The sequence below is a fragment of the Rhizobium sp. 05N430 genome (assembly GCF_056396985.1).
This window is the reverse complement of record NZ_JBFTMO010000008.1, coordinates 126,527-142,257: the sequence shown is the minus strand read 5'-3', so window position 1 is coordinate 142,257 and position 15,731 is coordinate 126,527. Positions and strand designations below refer to the sequence as shown.

Annotated in this window: 18 protein-coding genes and 3 tRNA genes; 11 read left to right on the top strand and 10 right to left on the bottom strand. The window is 60.3% G+C overall.

The genetic code is table 11. The annotated features are described in order from the left end of the window. Nucleotides 1–123 precede the first annotated feature (123 nt). The 3 genes from AC1DJO_RS18075 to AC1DJO_RS18065 all read right to left on the bottom strand — a co-directional run bounded on the left by AC1DJO_RS18075 (nt 124) and on the right by AC1DJO_RS18065 (nt 2,211). A complete protein-coding gene (locus AC1DJO_RS18075) occupies nt 124–327 on the bottom strand; it encodes a DUF3126 family protein (RefSeq protein WP_112388095.1) in 204 nt (67 codons plus the stop codon). Nucleotides 328–465: 138 nt separating this feature from the next. Continuing rightward, the gene (cysE, locus tag AC1DJO_RS18070) at nt 466–1,299 is read right to left on the bottom strand and encodes a serine O-acetyltransferase (RefSeq protein ID WP_477942667.1); all 834 of its coding nucleotides are present in this window, start codon (nt 1,297–1,299) and stop codon (nt 466–468) included. A gap of 132 nt (nt 1,300–1,431) precedes the next feature. After that, nucleotides 1,432–2,211 (bottom strand): alpha/beta fold hydrolase, encoded by a 780-nt coding sequence (locus AC1DJO_RS18065; protein ID WP_477972199.1) that lies wholly within the window; start codon nt 2,209–2,211, stop codon nt 1,432–1,434. Between the two features lie 158 nt (nt 2,212–2,369). Here AC1DJO_RS18065 and AC1DJO_RS18060 point away from each other — a divergent pair, with 158 nt between their 5' ends. After that, a complete protein-coding gene (locus AC1DJO_RS18060; RefSeq protein WP_112388092.1) occupies nt 2,370–2,615 on the top strand; it encodes a zinc-finger domain-containing protein in 246 nt (81 codons plus the stop codon). A 28-nt stretch (nt 2,616–2,643) separates the two neighbouring features. Continuing rightward, nucleotides 2,644–3,786, top strand: coding sequence for an FAD-dependent monooxygenase (locus AC1DJO_RS18055; RefSeq protein ID WP_477972197.1), 1,143 nt, complete (start codon nt 2,644–2,646; stop codon nt 3,784–3,786). Here AC1DJO_RS18055 and AC1DJO_RS18050 read toward each other — a convergent pair whose 3' ends face one another. After that, nucleotides 3,787–4,977 carry a cystathionine beta-lyase gene (locus AC1DJO_RS18050; protein ID WP_477972195.1) on the bottom strand — a complete coding sequence of 397 codons (1,191 nt, stop codon included), beginning with the start codon at nt 4,975–4,977 and terminating at the stop codon, nt 3,787–3,789. A gap of 371 nt (nt 4,978–5,348) precedes the next feature. Between AC1DJO_RS18050 and AC1DJO_RS18045 the strand changes: the two genes are divergently transcribed. From AC1DJO_RS18045 to AC1DJO_RS18030, 4 genes are all read left to right on the top strand, one after another. After that, nucleotides 5,349–6,374, top strand: a complete 1,026-nt coding sequence (locus AC1DJO_RS18045) for an amino acid ABC transporter substrate-binding protein (RefSeq protein ID WP_112388089.1) — start codon at nt 5,349–5,351, stop codon at nt 6,372–6,374. Nucleotides 6,375–6,467: 93 nt separating this feature from the next. Continuing rightward, on the top strand, nt 6,468–7,670 hold the full coding sequence (locus AC1DJO_RS18040; protein WP_112388088.1) for an amino acid ABC transporter permease: 1,203 nt from the start codon (nt 6,468–6,470) through the stop codon (nt 7,668–7,670). 1 nt (nt 7,671) lies between these two features. Beyond that, entirely contained in the window at nt 7,672–8,826 is a 1,155-nt protein-coding gene (locus tag AC1DJO_RS18035; RefSeq protein ID WP_477949654.1) for an amino acid ABC transporter permease, read from the top strand. A gap of 18 nt (nt 8,827–8,844) precedes the next feature. Further along, entirely contained in the window at nt 8,845–9,618 is a 774-nt protein-coding gene (locus tag AC1DJO_RS18030; protein WP_112388086.1) for an amino acid ABC transporter ATP-binding protein, read from the top strand. A gap of 59 nt (nt 9,619–9,677) precedes the next feature. Here AC1DJO_RS18030 and AC1DJO_RS18025 read toward each other — a convergent pair whose 3' ends face one another. Further along, nucleotides 9,678–10,409: a hypothetical protein gene (locus tag AC1DJO_RS18025; protein ID WP_477972193.1), complete on the bottom strand. Its 732-nt coding sequence runs from the start codon at nt 10,407–10,409 to the stop codon at nt 9,678–9,680. A gap of 356 nt (nt 10,410–10,765) precedes the next feature. On the opposite strand from AC1DJO_RS18025, the gene AC1DJO_RS18020 reads away from it, so the two are divergent. The 3 genes from AC1DJO_RS18020 to AC1DJO_RS18010 all read left to right on the top strand — a co-directional run bounded on the left by AC1DJO_RS18020 (nt 10,766) and on the right by AC1DJO_RS18010 (nt 11,761). Further along, nucleotides 10,766–11,050 (top strand): hypothetical protein, encoded by a 285-nt coding sequence (locus tag AC1DJO_RS18020; RefSeq protein WP_112388084.1) that lies wholly within the window; start codon nt 10,766–10,768, stop codon nt 11,048–11,050. Between the two features lie 170 nt (nt 11,051–11,220). Continuing rightward, complete coding sequence (locus tag AC1DJO_RS18015; protein WP_477949656.1) at nt 11,221–11,547, top strand: hypothetical protein; 327 nt, start codon at nt 11,221–11,223, stop codon at nt 11,545–11,547. A 138-nt stretch (nt 11,548–11,685) separates the two neighbouring features. Beyond that, nucleotides 11,686–11,761, top strand: a tRNA-Thr gene (locus AC1DJO_RS18010). A gap of 40 nt (nt 11,762–11,801) precedes the next feature. On the opposite strand, the gene AC1DJO_RS18005 is transcribed toward AC1DJO_RS18010, so the two are convergent. The 3 genes from AC1DJO_RS18005 to AC1DJO_RS17995 all read right to left on the bottom strand — a co-directional run bounded on the left by AC1DJO_RS18005 (nt 11,802) and on the right by AC1DJO_RS17995 (nt 14,053). After that, nucleotides 11,802–11,878: transfer RNA gene (locus AC1DJO_RS18005), tRNA-Arg, on the bottom strand. A gap of 49 nt (nt 11,879–11,927) precedes the next feature. Then, nucleotides 11,928–12,233 carry an ETC complex I subunit gene (locus AC1DJO_RS18000; protein WP_112388167.1) on the bottom strand — a complete coding sequence of 102 codons (306 nt, stop codon included), beginning with the start codon at nt 12,231–12,233 and terminating at the stop codon, nt 11,928–11,930. Between the two features lie 170 nt (nt 12,234–12,403). Then, nucleotides 12,404–14,053, bottom strand: coding sequence for a phosphoethanolamine transferase (locus AC1DJO_RS17995; RefSeq protein ID WP_477972191.1), 1,650 nt, complete (start codon nt 14,051–14,053; stop codon nt 12,404–12,406). Between the two features lie 186 nt (nt 14,054–14,239). Between AC1DJO_RS17995 and AC1DJO_RS17990 the strand changes: the two genes are divergently transcribed. Together AC1DJO_RS17990 and AC1DJO_RS17985 are read left to right on the top strand one after the other, a co-directional pair. Next, a tRNA-Pro gene (locus AC1DJO_RS17990) sits at nt 14,240–14,316 on the top strand. Nucleotides 14,317–14,372: 56 nt separating this feature from the next. Further along, nucleotides 14,373–14,582, top strand: coding sequence for a hypothetical protein (locus AC1DJO_RS17985; RefSeq protein WP_148194348.1), 210 nt, complete (start codon nt 14,373–14,375; stop codon nt 14,580–14,582). Between the two features lie 8 nt (nt 14,583–14,590). Here the strand turns inward: AC1DJO_RS17985 and AC1DJO_RS17980 are convergent, their stop codons facing one another. Both AC1DJO_RS17980 and AC1DJO_RS17975 read right to left on the bottom strand, forming a co-directional pair. After that, nucleotides 14,591–15,067 (bottom strand): DUF192 domain-containing protein, encoded by a 477-nt coding sequence (locus AC1DJO_RS17980; RefSeq protein ID WP_477972189.1) that lies wholly within the window; start codon nt 15,065–15,067, stop codon nt 14,591–14,593. Between the two features lie 12 nt (nt 15,068–15,079). Further along, nucleotides 15,080–15,658, bottom strand: a complete 579-nt coding sequence (locus tag AC1DJO_RS17975; protein WP_112388009.1) for a cold-shock protein — start codon at nt 15,656–15,658, stop codon at nt 15,080–15,082. Nucleotides 15,659–15,731: the final 73 nt, after the last annotated feature.

The following is a 15,731-nucleotide window of genomic DNA, read 5'->3' as shown; positions in this document are numbered from 1 at the left end:
GCATTCGCAATCACTAAAATGGAGCAGAGAGCGGCGCGATCCAGCGTTGAGGACCGATTGCGTGCCATAAAACGCAAACGGGCCGCAAAAGCGGCCCGTCACGCAATGTCAATCGGCGCCGGATCAGAGATCGACGTCGAGGATCGCCATCGAGAAGTTATAGGAGCGGTCACCGTCCTCGTCGTCGATATAGACGACACCCAGGAACTCCTCGCCGAGGTAAACTTCAGCGGAGTCGTTCTTGCGCGGGCGCGCCTTCACGACGATCTCCGGGTTGAGCGTTTTCTTGAAGTAGGCGTCGAGCTTCTTGAGTTCTTCGGGCTTCACATTTGATCTCCTAGCGGTCTCTGGTGGCCGCTTCTTGCACACGAAAAGTGGCGCTGTAAAGGTTGAGACAAGCCAACGTGCCCGGCTTTCCCCTTGCGATTTTCGCCAGCTTTTTCAGCCTCTGCGAATATGACCGGCTCAGATATCCGCGCCAATCACCTGGTCCATGACCCGCGACGGCTCCGAACACCCTGCGGTGCCAACGACCTTCGCCGGCACGCCTGCGACGGTCGTCTTCGGCGGAACGGCCTTCAAGACCACCGAGCCTGCCGCAACGCGCGAGCAGTAGCCGATCTCGATATTGCCGAGGATCTTCGCGCCCGCTCCGATCAGCACGCCGCTGCCGATTTTCGGATGGCGGTCTGCGCCTTCCTTTCCGGTGCCACCGAGCGTCACGCCATGCAGGATCGAAACGTTGTCGCCGATCACGGCGGTCTCGCCAACGACGAGACCGGTTGCGTGGTCGAGGAAGATGCCTCTGCCGATCCGCGCCGCCGGATTGATATCCGTCTGGAAGACGCTGGACGAACGGCTCTGCAGATAGAGCGCCAGATCGCGGCGTCCACGGTTCAGCAACCAATGCGCCAGACGATGCGTCTGCAGGGCATGGTAGCCCTTGAAATAGAGCACGGCTTCCATGAAGCGGAGGCATGCGGGATCGCGGTCATAGATCGCCTGGATGTCGACGCGCAGGATGTCGCTCCATTCCGGCCATTCCGACAGCATTTCATCGAAAGCCTGGCGCAGCAGCGTCGCCTGCATGTCCGGGTGGTCGAGGCGTTCACAGATACGGTGGATGACGCATTCTTCCAGCGAGCGGTGATTGATCACCGTCGAATAAAGGAAAGCCGCCAGTACCGGATCCTTCTCGGCAGCAATGCGCGCTTCTTCGCGCAGGCTGTCCCAGATCGGATCCATCACCTTGAGCGGGCTTGCAGCTTCAAGAGGACGAATGTCTGTCTTCGCGACCATTACCGGTCTCCTCATTTCCCGTGGGAACGTCAGTGTATAGAGCAAAACGGCTGTAACATAAATGGGTCGGGCCGCCAGCGCTTTCTAGAATGATTTTTCCGTGAATATCCGCTCAACAGCGGCATGTCACCGTCAGGCGACTTTCTCGTAAAACTCCAGAACCGCTTTCTTGAAAACCCTGTCGCCGACGGCCAGCATGTGGTCGCGGCCCGGGATATCGAGCGCTTCGGCATTCGGCATCAGGGCGGCAAGTTCTTGAGGCGAACCCGCAATGTCGTCCTTTGTTCCGACGCCAATCAGCGTCGGCGCTTCGATCTTGCCCATGTCGGCGCGGGCAACCAGATCGCGGGATCCGCGAATGCACATCGCCAGCGCCTCGCGGTCGCTCTTCGTCTGCTCTGCAAAGGCGCGGAACATCCGGCCGCGGTCATGGGTGACGGCATCCAGCGACGGCGCCAGCAGCGCGTCGGCGATCGGGTCCCAGTCGCCGACGCCATCGGTCATGCCGATGCCGAGGCCGCCAAGCACCAGCGAGCGGACGCGGTGCGGATTGGCGAGCGCCGCAAAGACAGAAATGCGCGCGCCCATCGAATAGCCCATGACGTTTGCTTCGGGGATGCCGAGATGATCGAGAAGCGCCATCGCGTCCGCCGCCATAATCCACGGGCGGTAGGCTTCGGCATCGTGCGGCTTGTCGCTGGCGCCGTGGCCGCGGTTGTCCATGGCGATCACGCGGTAACCGGCATCGCCCAGCGTCTTCAGCCAGCCCGGATGCACCCAGTTGACGCTCGCCGTCGACGCAAAGCCGTGAATCAGCAGGACCGGTGGGCCATTCGGGTCGCCTTCGTCGAAATAGGCGAGTTTCAGGCCGTCATGCGTGAAGCTGGAGAATGCAGGCGTATTCAAATTCATAAAGGCAGGCCCCTGTTTGCGCCGGACCATATTTTATCGCTGCCGCGAGGTGAACCCCGGCGGGCAAAAAACCATGCCGCTTGCGGCGCTTTGGCTCTACACATTTGCGGCGAAGGACGGTAATGTCCGGCCAAATTTCAAAGCATTCGGAGACAGACATGGCCGGCCACAGCATTCCTCACTTCCAGAACGACGGCGGACACCGCGTGATTGAAGTCGGCGTGAAGGAATTCATGTGCACCGGCGCATCCGTGCCGTTCGACCATCCGCATATCTTCATCGACATGGGCGACGACAACGAAAAGGTCTGTTCCTATTGCTCGACGCTGTTTCGTTTCAATGGCGCGCTGAAGGCCAACCAGACGAACCCGGCCGGCTGCGTTTTCCATGTGAAGGCCGCCTGATCATTCTCTCCTGAAGATCGGACAAACGATGCCGGTCGAGCACGCCGCCATTGCGGGCGCAGGAATTGCGGGCCTGACAGCCGCGCTGGCGCTGGCCAAACGGGGCATCCGTTCCGATATTTTCGAACAGGCCGGCGAACTCGCAGAAGTCGGTGCCGGCCTGCAGCTTTCCCCCAATGCATCGCGCATTCTCCGTGAACTCGGCGTTCTCGCCGAGATCGAAAAATGCTGGCACGAGCCGGAAATGATCCGGCTCGTTGCGGGCGACACGTTGCGGCAGCTCGCCGCCGTTCCCGCCGGCCGTTTCGCCCGTGAGCGATGGGATGCGCCCTACGGTGTCCTGCACCGTGCAACGCTTCAGCGCGTGCTTCTGGATGCGGTGCGCAGCAACCCGCTTTGCCAGCTGCACCTTGGTACTCCAATCGAATCCGCAGGCTTGCCGTCTAATGGCCCGGGCGTGCTGATCGGCGCGGACGGCGTCTGGTCGAAGACGCGGGCCTCGATCGATGCTTCGCCCTCGCCCCGATTTTCCGGCAACATCGCCTATCGCTTCACGATCACAGCCGCCGCGGCGCCTGACTTTCTCGACACGAACAGCGTCTCGGCGTTTCTCGGTGGATCGGTGCATCTCGTCTGCTATCCCCTGAAGGAAACGGCGAGCTTCAATCTCGTCGCCATCACCAGCGGCAATGAAAACACCGAGCGGTGGGATAGCGGCGCGGCGAGTCACCAGCTGGAGACCTTACGTTCACGCTTCCGCGGCTGGCATCCCGAAGCTCTGTCCCTGCTTCGCAATATCGAGCCGACCTATTGGCCGCTCTACGAAGCATCCGAGGGATCGTGGCAGAACGGGCGCGACCGCGTGCTGATCGGCGACGCTGCGCATGCGATGATGCCGTTTGCCGCCCAGGGCGCGGCCATGGCAATCGAAGATGCCTATGAGCTGGCTTATTTTCTGGGCAGCAATCCCATCGAGCAGGCCCTGCCCCGCTTCGAGGCGCATCGGGGCCCGCGGATCGCCAAGATCCGCAAGCGCGGCGCATTCAACCGCTTTGCCTATCACGCCCGCGGCCCGGTCAGGATCGGGCGTGATATCGTCTTGTCGATGAAACCGCCGCAAAGCCTCGCGGCGGATCTCGACTGGATCTACGGCTACCGGCCGCTCGGCTGATCAGACGGCCTTTGCCGCCGCAAAGCCGCGTTCGATATCGGCCTTGATATCGGCAACGTCTTCGAGACCGATCTGCAGGCGGATCAGCGGGCCGCCTTCCGGCGCCTTGGCGATGCGGCGGTCGTTCAGGTTGACGTGAACGGCCAAGCATTCGAAGCCACCCCAAGACCAGCCAAGCCCGAAGATGCTGAGCGCATCGAGGAAGGCATGCGCCTTCGCCTTGTATTGCTCGGCGGAATCGACCTTGAGCACGAAGGAGAAGATGCCGCTGGCGCCCTTGAAGTCACGCTTCCAGATGTCGTGACCCTTGAAGCTCGGCAGTGCCGGATGCAGCACCTTGGCCACCTCTTCGCGGCCTTCCAGCCACTTGGCGAGCGCGAGCGCGCTTTCATTGTGACGCTCCAGGCGGATGCCCATGGTGCGCAGACCGCGCAGCACCTGATAGGCGTCATCGGGGGCACCGCAGATGCCGAGCGTGATATTGGCTTCCTTCAGCTGCTCCCAATGCTTGACATTGGCCGAGACGGTGCCCATCAGGATATCGGAATGGCCGGCCGGATATTTGGTTGCCGCGTGGATCGAGATATCGACGCCGAAATCGAGCGGGCGGAAATAAACGGGTGTGGCCCAGGTATTGTCCATGGCAACGACGGCGCCGTGCTTGTGGGCAATCGCGGCGATCGCGGGAATATCCTGCATCTCGAACGTGTTCGAGCCGGGCGCTTCCGTGTGGACGAGCCTGGTATTCGGCTTGAACAGCTGCTCGATGCCGGCACCGATCGCCGGGTCGTAATATTCGACCTCGACACCCATGCGCATCAGCATGGTGTCGCAGAAATGGCGGGTCGGCGTGTAGACGGAATCGACGATCAGCGCGTGATCGCCCGAAGACAGAAACGCCAGGAACGGCACGGTTACGGCGGCAAGGCCCGACGGCACGAGGACCGTACCCGCGGAACCTTCGAGCGCGTCGATCGCCTCACAGAGCGCATCGGTGGTCGGCGTGCCGCGGGTGCCGTAGGTGTATTTCTGCCCGCGTGTTTCCATCGCCTTGGCATTCGGAAACAGCACCGTCGATGCGTGCACGACGGGCGGATTGACGAAACCGTGGTATTCCGAAGGGTCGTTGCCGATATGCGAGAGGCGGGTGTTGATACCGGCGTTTTGCAGGAGACCGTCTTTGTCTTTCATAGTCTGAAATAGCCTTTGGCGAGGGATGCAATGGGCGAGTTTTGGACCTCAGGAAAAGTCGGGTCAACCCCGTAGCCGCGACGGGCCGAAAATTACCCGGAACGTTACTTTCCGCAGATATATCAGTGAATTGCGCGGTATTTTTCCGCAAAACACTGCCCAAATACTATCCAACTGCCTATCAGAACGGCGCATTTTGCCAAAATGCCGAATTTTGCCGCATTTATTAGCCGCGACACTTGACCGTATTGGCATTTGCGACTGTGATAGAACCACTCGCGCCGGGAGGGTGTCGAGAAATTGGGGGGACAGGGTTTTCTTCGCCTCTCCTCCCACAAAAACATAAGACAACAGATAAAAGGTTGGGAAAAATGAAGATTAAGCTCCTGTCCGCCGCCGTCGGCGCAGCAGTTTTCGCTCTTGGCGCCCATGCGGCCTCGGCAACCACTCTTGAAGACGTGAAGGCAAAGGGCTTCGTTCAGTGCGGCGTCAACTCGGGCCTCCTGGGTTTCGCGCAGCCTGACGCATCCGGCAACTGGGCCGGCTTCGACGTTGATTTCTGCAAGGCCGTCGCTTCCGCCGTCTTCGGCGACCCGACCAAGGTCAAGTACACGCCTCTGTCCGCCAAGGACCGCTTCCCGGCTCTGCAGTCGGGCGAAGTCGATGTTCTCTCGCGCAACACCACCTGGACGATCAACCGCGACACCGCTCTCGGCTTCAACTTCCGTCCGGTCACCTATTACGACGGTCAGGGCTTCATGGTTCGCAAGAGCCTGAACGTGAAGTCGGCTCTCGAACTCTCCGGCGCCGCTGTCTGCGTACAGTCCGGCACGACGACCGAGCTCAACCTCGCCGACTACTTCAAGTCCAACAACCTTCAGTACAATCCGGTCGTTTTCGAGAAGCTCGAAGAAGTCAACGCTGCCTATGATTCCGGCCGTTGCGACGTCTACACGACCGACCAGTCCGGCCTCTACTCGCTGCGTCTGACGCTGAAGAACCCCGACGAGCACATGATCCTTCCGGAGATCATCTCCAAGGAGCCGCTCGGCCCGGCAGTGCGCCAGGGTGACGACCAGTGGTTCGATATCGTTTCGTGGACGGCTTACGCCCTCGTGAACGCTGAAGAATTCGGCATCACCCAGGCAAATGTCGACGAGATGAAGAACTCGCCGAACCCGGATATCAAGCGCTTCCTCGGCACCGAAGCCGATACCAAGATCGGTACCGACCTCGGCCTGACCAACGAGTGGGCCTACAACATCATCAAGGGCGTTGGTAACTACGGTGAAGTCTTTGAACGCAACGTCGGTCAGGGCAGCCCGCTGAAGATCGCACGCGGCCTGAACGCATTGTGGAACAAGGGCGGCATCCAGTACGCACCGCCGGTTCGCTAAGCTTTCGACAGAATGCCGGAAAGGCGGGAAACCGCCTTTCCATCTTCAAAGAAAAAAAGCCCAAAAACGGGCGCATAGGGGATTAGGCTCGGCATGACGCAAGAGGCTGTGCACACGACACCTTTGCCGGAGAGCCGCTGGACGCTCCAGTCGGCACTTTACGACCCCAAATTCAGGGGCATCTTTTTCCAGGTTCTGACCGTACTTCTGCTGGTGCTGTTCGTGGCATGGGTCGCTCACAACACCGCGCTTAACCTGCAGCGCAGCAATACGGCATCTGGCTTCGCATTTCTCAACGGACGCGCCGGCTTCGAGATCGGCCAGTCGCTGATCCCGTATTCGAGCGATTCGACATATGGCCGCGCGCTCGTCGTCGGTATACTCAACACCATTCTGGTCGCCGTGACCGGCATCATCACCGCGACGATCATCGGCTTCGTCGTCGGCATCGGGCGCCTGTCGCACAACTGGCTGATCGCCAAGCTGTGCACCGTCTATGTCGAGGTGTTCCGCAACATCCCGCCGCTGCTCGTCATCTTTTTCTGGTATTCCGGAGTTCTGGCCGTGCTGCCGCAGCCGCGCGAATCCGTGCATCTGCCGTTCAGCATGTTCCTGAACAACCGTGGCCTCGCCTTCCCGAAGCCGATCTTCGATACCGGCATGTGGGCTGTCCTCGCAGCCTTAGTGATCGGCATCGTCGCCACTGTGATCATCGCCCGCTGGGCGCATAAGCGCCAGGCGGCAACGGGCAAGCAGTTCCATACGATCTGGGTGTCGATCGGGCTGATCGCCGGCCTGCCGATCCTGGCCTTCCTGGCGGCGGGTCTGCCGATGACCTTCGACGTTCCTGTCGCGGGCAAGTTCAATCTGACCGGCGGCTCCGTCGTCGGGCCGGAATTCATGTCGCTGTTCCTGGCGCTGTCCTTCTACACCGCGGCCTTCATCGCCGAAATCGTGCGTGCCGGTATCCGGGGCGTGCCGAAGGGACAGTCGGAAGCGGCAGGCGCGCTCGGTCTGCATCCCTCCTCCGTCACCCGCCTCGTCGTGGTGCCGCAGGCGTTTCGGATCATCATTCCGCCGCTCACCAGCCAATATCTGAACCTGACCAAGAACTCATCGCTGGCGATTGCCGTCGGCTTCTCGGATCTCGTTGCCGTTGGCGGGACGACGCTCAACCAGACCGGCCAGTCGATCGAAGTCGTGGTCATCTGGATCGCCGTCTACCTCACCCTCAGCATTCTGACGTCGCTGTTCATGAACTGGTTCAACGGCAAAATGGCACTGGTGGAGAGATAAGATGTCGGGTCCCAACATTTCTTTCGTCCGCAATGCCATGCTGCAGCCCGAACCGGCTCCATCCAGCGAACGCGGCACAATCGCCTGGATCAGGCGTAACCTGCTTGCAACCCCGAAGGACATCATCCTGACGGTGATCGCCATCGCAGTTCTTGCCTGGGTGCTGCCGCACATGATCAACTGGCTGTTCATCCAGGCCGTCTGGACCGGTACGGACCGCACCTTCTGCGCCACCACCGTTCAGGGCGGCACGCAGCCCGATGGCTGGAGCGGGGCCTGCTGGGCTTTCGTCAACGCAAAGCTCGACCAGTTCGTCTATGGCCGCTATCCGCTCACCGACCGCTGGCGTCCGACGCTGGTGTTCATCATGTTCGCCGCCCTGCTGGTGCCGATGCTGATGCCGTCGATGCCGCGCAAGGGGCTGAATGCTCTGCTGCTCTTCGTGGCGCTGCCGCTCGTTTCGCTCTGGCTGCTGTATGGCGGCCTCGGCCTCGAAGTCGTAGAAACCCCGCTCTGGGGCGGCCTTCTGGTGACGCTCGTCGTCTCCTTCGTCGGCATCGCGGTCTCCCTACCCTTCGGCATCATCCTGGCGCTCGGGCGCCGTTCGAAGATGCCTGTCGTGAAGATGGTCTGCGTCATCTTCATCGAAGTCATCCGCGGCATTCCGCTGATCACCGTCCTGTTCATGGCCAGCGTCATGTTGCCGCTGTTCCTGCCGCAGGGCTGGAACGTCGACAAGCTGCTGCGCGCTGTGATCGGCGTGTCGATCTTCGCGTCGGCCTATATGGCAGAGGTCATCCGCGGCGGTTTGCAGGCCATTCCGAAGGGCCAGTATGAAGGTGCGGATTCGCTTGGATTGGGCTATTGGCAGAAGATGCGTCTGATCGTGCTGCCTCAGGCGATCAAGCTCGTCATCCCCGGCATCGTCAATACGTTCATCGGCATGTTCAAGGATACCTCGCTGGTCTCGATCATCAGCATGTTCGACCTGCTCGGCATCGTCCGTCTGAACTTCTCCGACGGCAACTGGGCATCAGCCGTAACACCGTTGACAGGTCTGATCTTTGCGGGTTTTGTCTTCTGGATTTTCTGCTTCGGCATGTCTCGCTATTCGGTGTTCATGGAACGCCATCTCGACACCGGCCACAAACGATAAGAATTGAGGGTAACAAATATGGCTGAAGCTCAAACCAAGAAGCTCACCGTCTCTACGACCGAAGTCGCCGTCGATATCGTCAACATGAACAAGTGGTATGGCGATTTCCACGTTCTGCGCGACATCAACCTGAAGGTCATGCGCGGCGAACGCATCGTCATTGCCGGTCCGTCGGGTTCCGGCAAGTCGACGATGATCCGTTGCATCAACCGTCTGGAAGAGCATCAGAAGGGTCAGATCGTCGTCGATGGCACCGAGCTTACCAACGACCTGAAGAAGATCGACGAAGTGCGCCGCGAAGTCGGGATGGTGTTCCAGCACTTCAACCTCTTCCCGCATCTGACGATCCTGGAAAACTGCACGCTGGCGCCGATCTGGGTGCGCAAGATGCCGAAGAAGCAGGCGGAAGAAGTCGCCATGCACTTCCTGAAGCGCGTCAAGATCCCAGAACAGGCCAACAAATATCCGGGCCAGCTCTCCGGTGGCCAGCAGCAGCGCGTGGCGATTGCCCGCTCGCTCTGCATGAACCCGAAGATCATGCTGTTCGATGAGCCGACCTCGGCGCTCGATCCTGAAATGATCAAGGAAGTGCTGGATACGATGGTCGGTCTGGCGGAAGAAGGAATGACCATGCTCTGCGTGACCCACGAAATGGGTTTTGCCCGCCAGGTCGCCAACCGCGTCATCTTCATGGACCAGGGCCAGATCGTCGAGCAGAATTCGCCGGCCGAATTCTTCGACAATCCGCAGCACGAGCGCACCAAGCTGTTCCTCAGCCAGATCCTGCATTAAGCGGATAACAGATCAGAAAAAGCCGCCGGAGCGATCCGGCGGCTTTTTTGTTTGCGGCTTTAGCGGGATGCCAGCGTCCGCAGCATCTTGCAGAGCCCAGTCAGCCCGGCATCATAGCCACCAGAGGCAATGTCGCGGCAGCGAACCAGCATCTTCCGCTGATCGCTGGCATCCATCCTGCTGAATTCGCGGGTAACCGCACTCGGCGTCATCCCGCTTCCACTGCCGCTACCAGATGCACCACCACCGGACGAGCCGCCGCCGATACCAAGGCCGAGATTGGCACCTGCGCCATTGCCGACATTTGCGCCCGCATTGGCATTGATGCCGTTCGACCCGCCGATCGACGCGGTGACATCCGTATCGAGGATATTACCATTGCTGCCGCCGACAGTTGCGCCGGCATTGGCGTTCACACCGCTGATGCCGCCAGCCGATACGCCGGCATCGACGTCCGCGAGGCTACCGCTGCCGCCCGCATTGGCGCCGACCGCCGCATTCACGCCATTGCTGCCGCCGACGCTGGCTTTCACATCGGCATCAACGAGACCGCCGGACCCGCCGACCGTTGCGTTGGTATTCGCATTGACGCCACCTGAGCCACCGACGGAAGCGCCGACATTGGCGCCAAGGCCGCCGGAATTGCCGGAGCCGAGACCGACACTGGCATTGACGCCGTTGCTGCCGCCGATGGAGATATCGAGAGCGTGCACAGAACTGACCGGCATAGCGAAAATCGAGCAGGCGGATGCAAGGACGGCTATCGCGGTCCTCGAATGAGCGTAAGTCATGATATTCCTCCGTTTTCTCAATGCCGGATCACCGGCAGCCGAAAATCGACGGAACGCGCGCACCTTCGATCAGATGGACAGGGCCTCCAGCCCGGTCCTTGGACACGGCCGTTGGCCGGTCCGTGGACTTGGCCATCGCGGTCAGGTCCATGAAAAGCGAACGCACTAATATTAGCATTGTTTCACGCAAGAATAAGCCACGGTTACCGCGAAGCAAAGATCCGGCCAAGGCGTGCCGGAAGCATACACTTCTTCGTCAACAGGCGGCGGTTGGCGAATCGCTGTGATACCGGCCATAGACAAGAGCGAGCGAAGGCCTAGTTGCCTGAGATAACAAACAACCGACGGAGCGCCCGATGAAACTCTCTCTTGCCGCAGCGATCATCGCGGGTGCTGTTCTTTCCGGCTGCACCGCGACAGGCGATATCTCCGGCCCAGGCCTGGCACCGATCCCGGGCAGCATCACCTATAACGGCCAACCCCGGACGAAGCTGACCAAGTCGCCGATCGGCTCGCAGTTTCCGCACACCTTCGTCGACAATCGCGGCCGCGAGGTCGAGGAAACCTACATCATCCGGCCGGACCGCAGCCTGATGATCGCCAATCGCGTCTATCGCCCGATCTTCCGCTGGAACGATTGATTGCGGCAAACAGGCCTGCGTTTCCGGTGGCGCTCCTGCTCTCGTCCCTTGCCGGATGGAACGGCTCTGCGATGCAGTCACGGGCCGGACAGCGGCAACAGCAATGACCGCCTCGGGAACAAATAAGCGTGAATGTCAGTTTCCCTCCCATGTGAAGAGGAGAAGAGACAATGACATACGATCCGAACAACCTGAATGACCCGAACCGCCCGCTGGATCCGGCGGGCACTCCCGACTACCGGACCACACCCGTTGGTGCTCAGAAATCCAACGCCTGGGTCGGCTGGGTGGCAGCGATCGCCGTGGTCGCCGTCGCGGCCTTCGCCTATACGGAGTGGAACGGCACGCCGACTACAGACCCGCAGACGACGGCCTCTACGAAGTCGGAACCGGCCGCCCCGGCACCGGCTCCCGTCAAGCCGATGGCACCGGCCGATACAAACGCTACTCCGGCCCCGGCTACGCCGCCCGCAGCCGGTGGCAACACCCCGCAGTAAACGAGAAAAGGCCCGGTTCATCACCGGGCCTTTTTCAATCATCATGCCTTCGGCATCATGTGCATTAAGCTTACCGGCTAACCGTCCGGCGAAGAACGCGTTGAAGCCGCGGCACGCCGGAGGCATACAATGCCTCACGCCCCTCGTAGCTCAACGTCAGAGCAGCTGCGCCGTTAGCAGCCGATCCAGGTTCAATTCCTCGGCAGGGGCACCAAGGCGCCGCTTTTGCGTTCAAAATTTTCGGAAAAAAGAAATGGCGACCCCTGCAGGATTCGAACCTGCGACCACCTGCTTAGAAGGCAGGTGCTCTATCCAGCTGAGCTAAGGGGCCATCCGGCCGCTATCCAGCGATAGCGGCGAAACGCGGCATGCACGGACGCTCAGTGCGTCCAGGGCTGTGTGCGGGTATAACGGAAATTATCCGGATAGGCGACAGTCTGGCGAATCGGATCCTTGGGCTGCAGCACCCGGTATTCGATGCCGTTGCGCTTTGCATAGGCTTCGGCCAATTCCTGGCTTTCGAAGGTCAGCTTGACCTGCTGGCGCATGTCGCCCGAAGAGGTGTAGCCCATGATCGGATCGATCTTGCGCGGCTGCTCCTGATCGAACTCGAGCACCCAGAGATGCGTCTTGGCCTTGCCGGACTGCATGGCGGTCTTGGCTGGACGGTAGATCTTGGCAGACATCGCTGCATTCGCCTCCGGATACGCGGACAACATCCGCTGGAATTTCAAACTGTCGCGCCGTCGCCAGCGCGGTTCCCTCTGCGCCATCTAGCGCAAAGAGATGAATTTTGCTTATCCGCGAATCCTTGCGGTTTCAAGAAAAAAGCCGAGCCAGACCCAACTGCCGCAGTTTACTTGGCGGCAAGCTTGTCCGTGGGCCGCCGGCAGGGGGAGATAAGGTCGAGCGACGCATCGCGAACGCTGGTTTCCACCTCCATCAGGCCGAGAACGCTGTGGAAGAGATTGTCGTGCGAGGCAGGCAGCTTGGCGCGAGCGGCAATGCAGGCGGTGTCGAGCCGCGTCTCGCTCGCAAAATCATCCGACAGCCACAGCGCCATCGGCACATGCGTCTGCTCCTTCGGCGCGATGAAATACGGCGCGCCATGCAGATAGATGCCGTTTTCGCCCAACGATTCGCCGTGGTCGGAGAGATAGATCATCGAACCGGCCAACGCGGCCTGATGCGCCTTCAGCTTGTCGATCACCGCGGCCAGCACTTGGTCGGTCATGACAACGGTGTTGTCATAGGCGTTGGTGATTTCTTCCGGCTTGCAGGTGGCGAAATCGGCGGCGCGGCAATCGGGGGTAAAGCGCCGGGCGCTGTCGGAATAGCGCAGATAATAGGCCGGGCCGTGGCTCCCCAGCTGGTGAAGCACCAGCACGCTGTCGCCCTTGACGCTGGAAAGCCAGTCATCGAGTTTGTCGAGCAGGATGGTGTCCAGGCACTCGCCGTCCTTGCAGTACCGCGGATCGCGGCTGTCGGGCAGATACTTGTACTTGATGCGGTCAGCGACGCCGTACATGCCGGTATCGTTGTCCCACCATTCGACGCCGACCTTGGCATGGCCGAGAACATCGATCAGGTTATCGGTGACCAGCCCCTTGCGGTAGCTGTATTCCGTCCGCTTGTAGACCGAGAACATGCAGGGAATGGAGACGGCCGTCTCAGTGCCGCAGCTGGTGACATCGGGGAAGAAGGTGACGCCGCGCGCTTTCATTTCCGGATTGGTATCGCGGCCATAACCGCCGAGCGAAAAGTCCTGTCCGCGGGCCGTCTCTCCGGCAACAATGATCAGCACACGCGGCTTACCGGGGGAAGCCGCCGGCATCTGGTGCGCGTCCGTACCGATCGGCTGGCGCACGAGATTGAGATTGTCGCCATAGGTCGCGGTGAAATAGACCGCGCTGCCCAGCGGAAAATGCGGATTGATCGTCATCATCAGATCGCGATGGATGCGGCCGACGGCGGCATAGGTCGGATAGAAGCCCATGCCGATCACCGCGATGACTGTGATGCAGGGCACGATCACGGCCATATTGTGCAGAAACTTGCTGGGGAACGGCCGGTGGACGACGCGCACGGCAGCGATGAACAGCGACGGCAGGACGCCGGCCAACAGCATGTAGAGAGTGAATTTCGTGGTGATCAGGTGCTGCGCTTCCGACTGCGTCGTGACGGCGGCATTGCGGATCATCTCACGGTCGATGATGACGCCGAACCTGTCTGTGAACCAAGCGGCCGCGACAGCCGCCAGCAACAGCAGAATCAGCACCGGCTTGATGAGATATTTGACCGAAACGGTGACGGCGATCGCCACCGTCAGCGCGATCATGCCGATAACGAATCCGGCGAAAGCTAACCGGTGGCCGTCGAAATAGACGTAGGCCCGGCTCCAGAACGTGTAATTGGCAACGACGAGGATATAGAGCGAAACGATAACGGCGAGCGTGATGCTGCCGATCTTGGGGCGCATCCGCGCCGTCTTCAGTGTCATGGCCATGCTGTCAGGTTCGCTCCGCGCCGGGCGGACCATCCGACTCAAGCCTCTGGCCGCCCATCTTAAAATCCGGGCGACCATGGAGAGGCTTCCTGACACTATCCTGAATGCAAAAGCCGCATTTAAGGATGGGACAAACGCGTTTTTGATATTGCAGGCCCCCGGCGAAGCGTGTATTGCCCCCTCACACGGAGTGTAGCGCAGTCTGGTAGCGCATCTGGTTTGGGACCAGAGGGTCGGGAGTTCGAATCTCTCCACTCCGACCATTTTCCCTAGATTTCTAAGGTGAGCAGGCGGTCATCCGCTGGTATGGGAGCCGGTCATGCAAGTCGAAATCCCCTGCCCTAAATGCGGCAAGACCCGGATGAATTTCCCGCGCCCGCAGCCGCTCGATAACGACATCATCAGCTGTTACAGCTGCAATTTCGAGCTTGGCACCTATGGTTCGGTCAAGGCGAAGATGGCGCGCTTCATGGAACGCATGCGCCAGGCTGCGGTGACCCAGGCGCAGGCTGCAAAGAAGAAGCAGTAAGCTTCCTCTTATTTTTTCGTGATTGTCGCGCTGGCGGCCTTGTCCCCGGTTTTGATGCCGAGCTTCTTGACGGTGCCGGCGTTCAGCTCGACGACGTATTTCACCTCACCCATCGAATCGATGATATCCTCCGAAAAGGGCACGGCATTTTCCTTGATGTGACGGATGACGCCCTTGCTGTCGATGAACAGCATATCGAGCGGCAGGACGGTGTTCTCCATCCACATGGTCACCCGGCGCGACTGCCCGAAATCGAACAGCATCCCGGCATTCTCGGGCATTTCCTTGCGATACATCAGGCCGTATTGACGCTGCTCGTTCGTCGAGGCGATCTCGACGGTGAAGTTCAGCATCTTGCCGGCGGCCGTCTGCACGGCCAGCGGCTCCTTGTCGAAGGCCATCTGCTGTTGCTGCTGGGCAAAAGCGGGTGCTGCCACAATGAAAAAAAGCGCCAATAGGGCGCCTTTGATTCTATGCATTCTCATCAATCCTGAACATCAGTGGGCGCGGCTTGCCGGGCTCGGCATATCCGGGTGAATCTCGGCGGCCATCAGACCCTTGTCACCGGGCCCGAAGCGCACCAGCACGACCTGGCCGGGGCGCAGCTCGGTGAGGCCGAAGCGGCGCAGCGTTTCCATATGGACGAAGATATCTTCCGTGCCTTCGCCGCGCGTCAGGAAGCCGAAGCCCTTGGTGCGGTTGAACCACTTCACCAGAGCCCGCTCCAGGCCGCTCGTCGCGGTGACCTGCACATGGGTGCGCACCGGCGGCAGCTGCGAGGGATGGATTGCCGTGGACTGGTCCATCGAGAGGATCTTGAAGGCCTGATAGCCACGTTCGCGGCGCTGGATCAGCGCGACGATGCGGGTGCCTTCGAGGATTGTCTGATAGCCATCGCGGCGCAGGCAGGTCACATGAAGGAGCACGTCCTGCATGCCGTTGTCGGGGACGATGAAACCGAATCCCTTGGCGACATCGAACCACTTAACGACACCGGTGATTTCAATGAGATCGACGCTATCCCCCGATAGCTCTTCGAGCTCAATGAACTCCTTCGATGAAATCCTATCAGCCATGTCGCCAGCCCCTCATTACGCGTCACACTGTTACGGTTAACTGATTCTTGAAATCAAGATTAACATCTTGGTA

Bases quoted from the DNA above. Each gene is read 5' to 3' on its own strand.
- AC1DJO_RS18000 (WP_112388167.1), bottom strand. From the start codon at position 12,233: ATGTCTGCCAAGATCTACCGTCCAGCCAAGACCGCCATGCAGTCCGGC.
- AC1DJO_RS18055 (WP_477972197.1), top strand. From the start codon at position 2,644: ATGCCGGTCGAGCACGCCGCCATTGCGGGCGCAGGAATTGCGGGCCTG.
- AC1DJO_RS18050 (WP_477972195.1), bottom strand. From the start codon at position 4,977: ATGAAAGACAAAGACGGTCTCCTGCAAAACGCCGGTATCAACACCCGC.
- AC1DJO_RS18060 (WP_112388092.1), top strand. From the start codon at position 2,370: ATGGCCGGCCACAGCATTCCTCACTTCCAGAACGACGGCGGACACCGC.
- AC1DJO_RS17975 (WP_112388009.1), bottom strand. From the start codon at position 15,658: ATGGCTGATAGGATTTCATCGAAGGAGTTCATTGAGCTCGAAGAGCTA.
- AC1DJO_RS18030 (WP_112388086.1), top strand. From the start codon at position 8,845: ATGGCTGAAGCTCAAACCAAGAAGCTCACCGTCTCTACGACCGAAGTC.
- AC1DJO_RS18035 (WP_477949654.1), top strand. From the start codon at position 7,672: ATGTCGGGTCCCAACATTTCTTTCGTCCGCAATGCCATGCTGCAGCCC.
- AC1DJO_RS17985 (WP_148194348.1), top strand. From the start codon at position 14,373: ATGCAAGTCGAAATCCCCTGCCCTAAATGCGGCAAGACCCGGATGAAT.
- AC1DJO_RS17980 (WP_477972189.1), bottom strand. From the start codon at position 15,067: ATGAGAATGCATAGAATCAAAGGCGCCCTATTGGCGCTTTTTTTCATT.
- AC1DJO_RS18065 (WP_477972199.1), bottom strand. From the start codon at position 2,211: ATGAATTTGAATACGCCTGCATTCTCCAGCTTCACGCATGACGGCCTG.
- AC1DJO_RS18020 (WP_112388084.1), top strand. From the start codon at position 10,766: ATGAAACTCTCTCTTGCCGCAGCGATCATCGCGGGTGCTGTTCTTTCC.
- AC1DJO_RS18040 (WP_112388088.1), top strand. From the start codon at position 6,468: ATGACGCAAGAGGCTGTGCACACGACACCTTTGCCGGAGAGCCGCTGG.
- AC1DJO_RS18025 (WP_477972193.1), bottom strand. From the start codon at position 10,409: ATGACTTACGCTCATTCGAGGACCGCGATAGCCGTCCTTGCATCCGCC.
- AC1DJO_RS18045 (WP_112388089.1), top strand. From the start codon at position 5,349: ATGAAGATTAAGCTCCTGTCCGCCGCCGTCGGCGCAGCAGTTTTCGCT.
- AC1DJO_RS18015 (WP_477949656.1), top strand. From the start codon at position 11,221: ATGACATACGATCCGAACAACCTGAATGACCCGAACCGCCCGCTGGAT.
- cysE (WP_477942667.1), bottom strand. From the start codon at position 1,299: ATGGTCGCGAAGACAGACATTCGTCCTCTTGAAGCTGCAAGCCCGCTC.
- AC1DJO_RS17995 (WP_477972191.1), bottom strand. From the start codon at position 14,053: ATGGCCATGACACTGAAGACGGCGCGGATGCGCCCCAAGATCGGCAGC.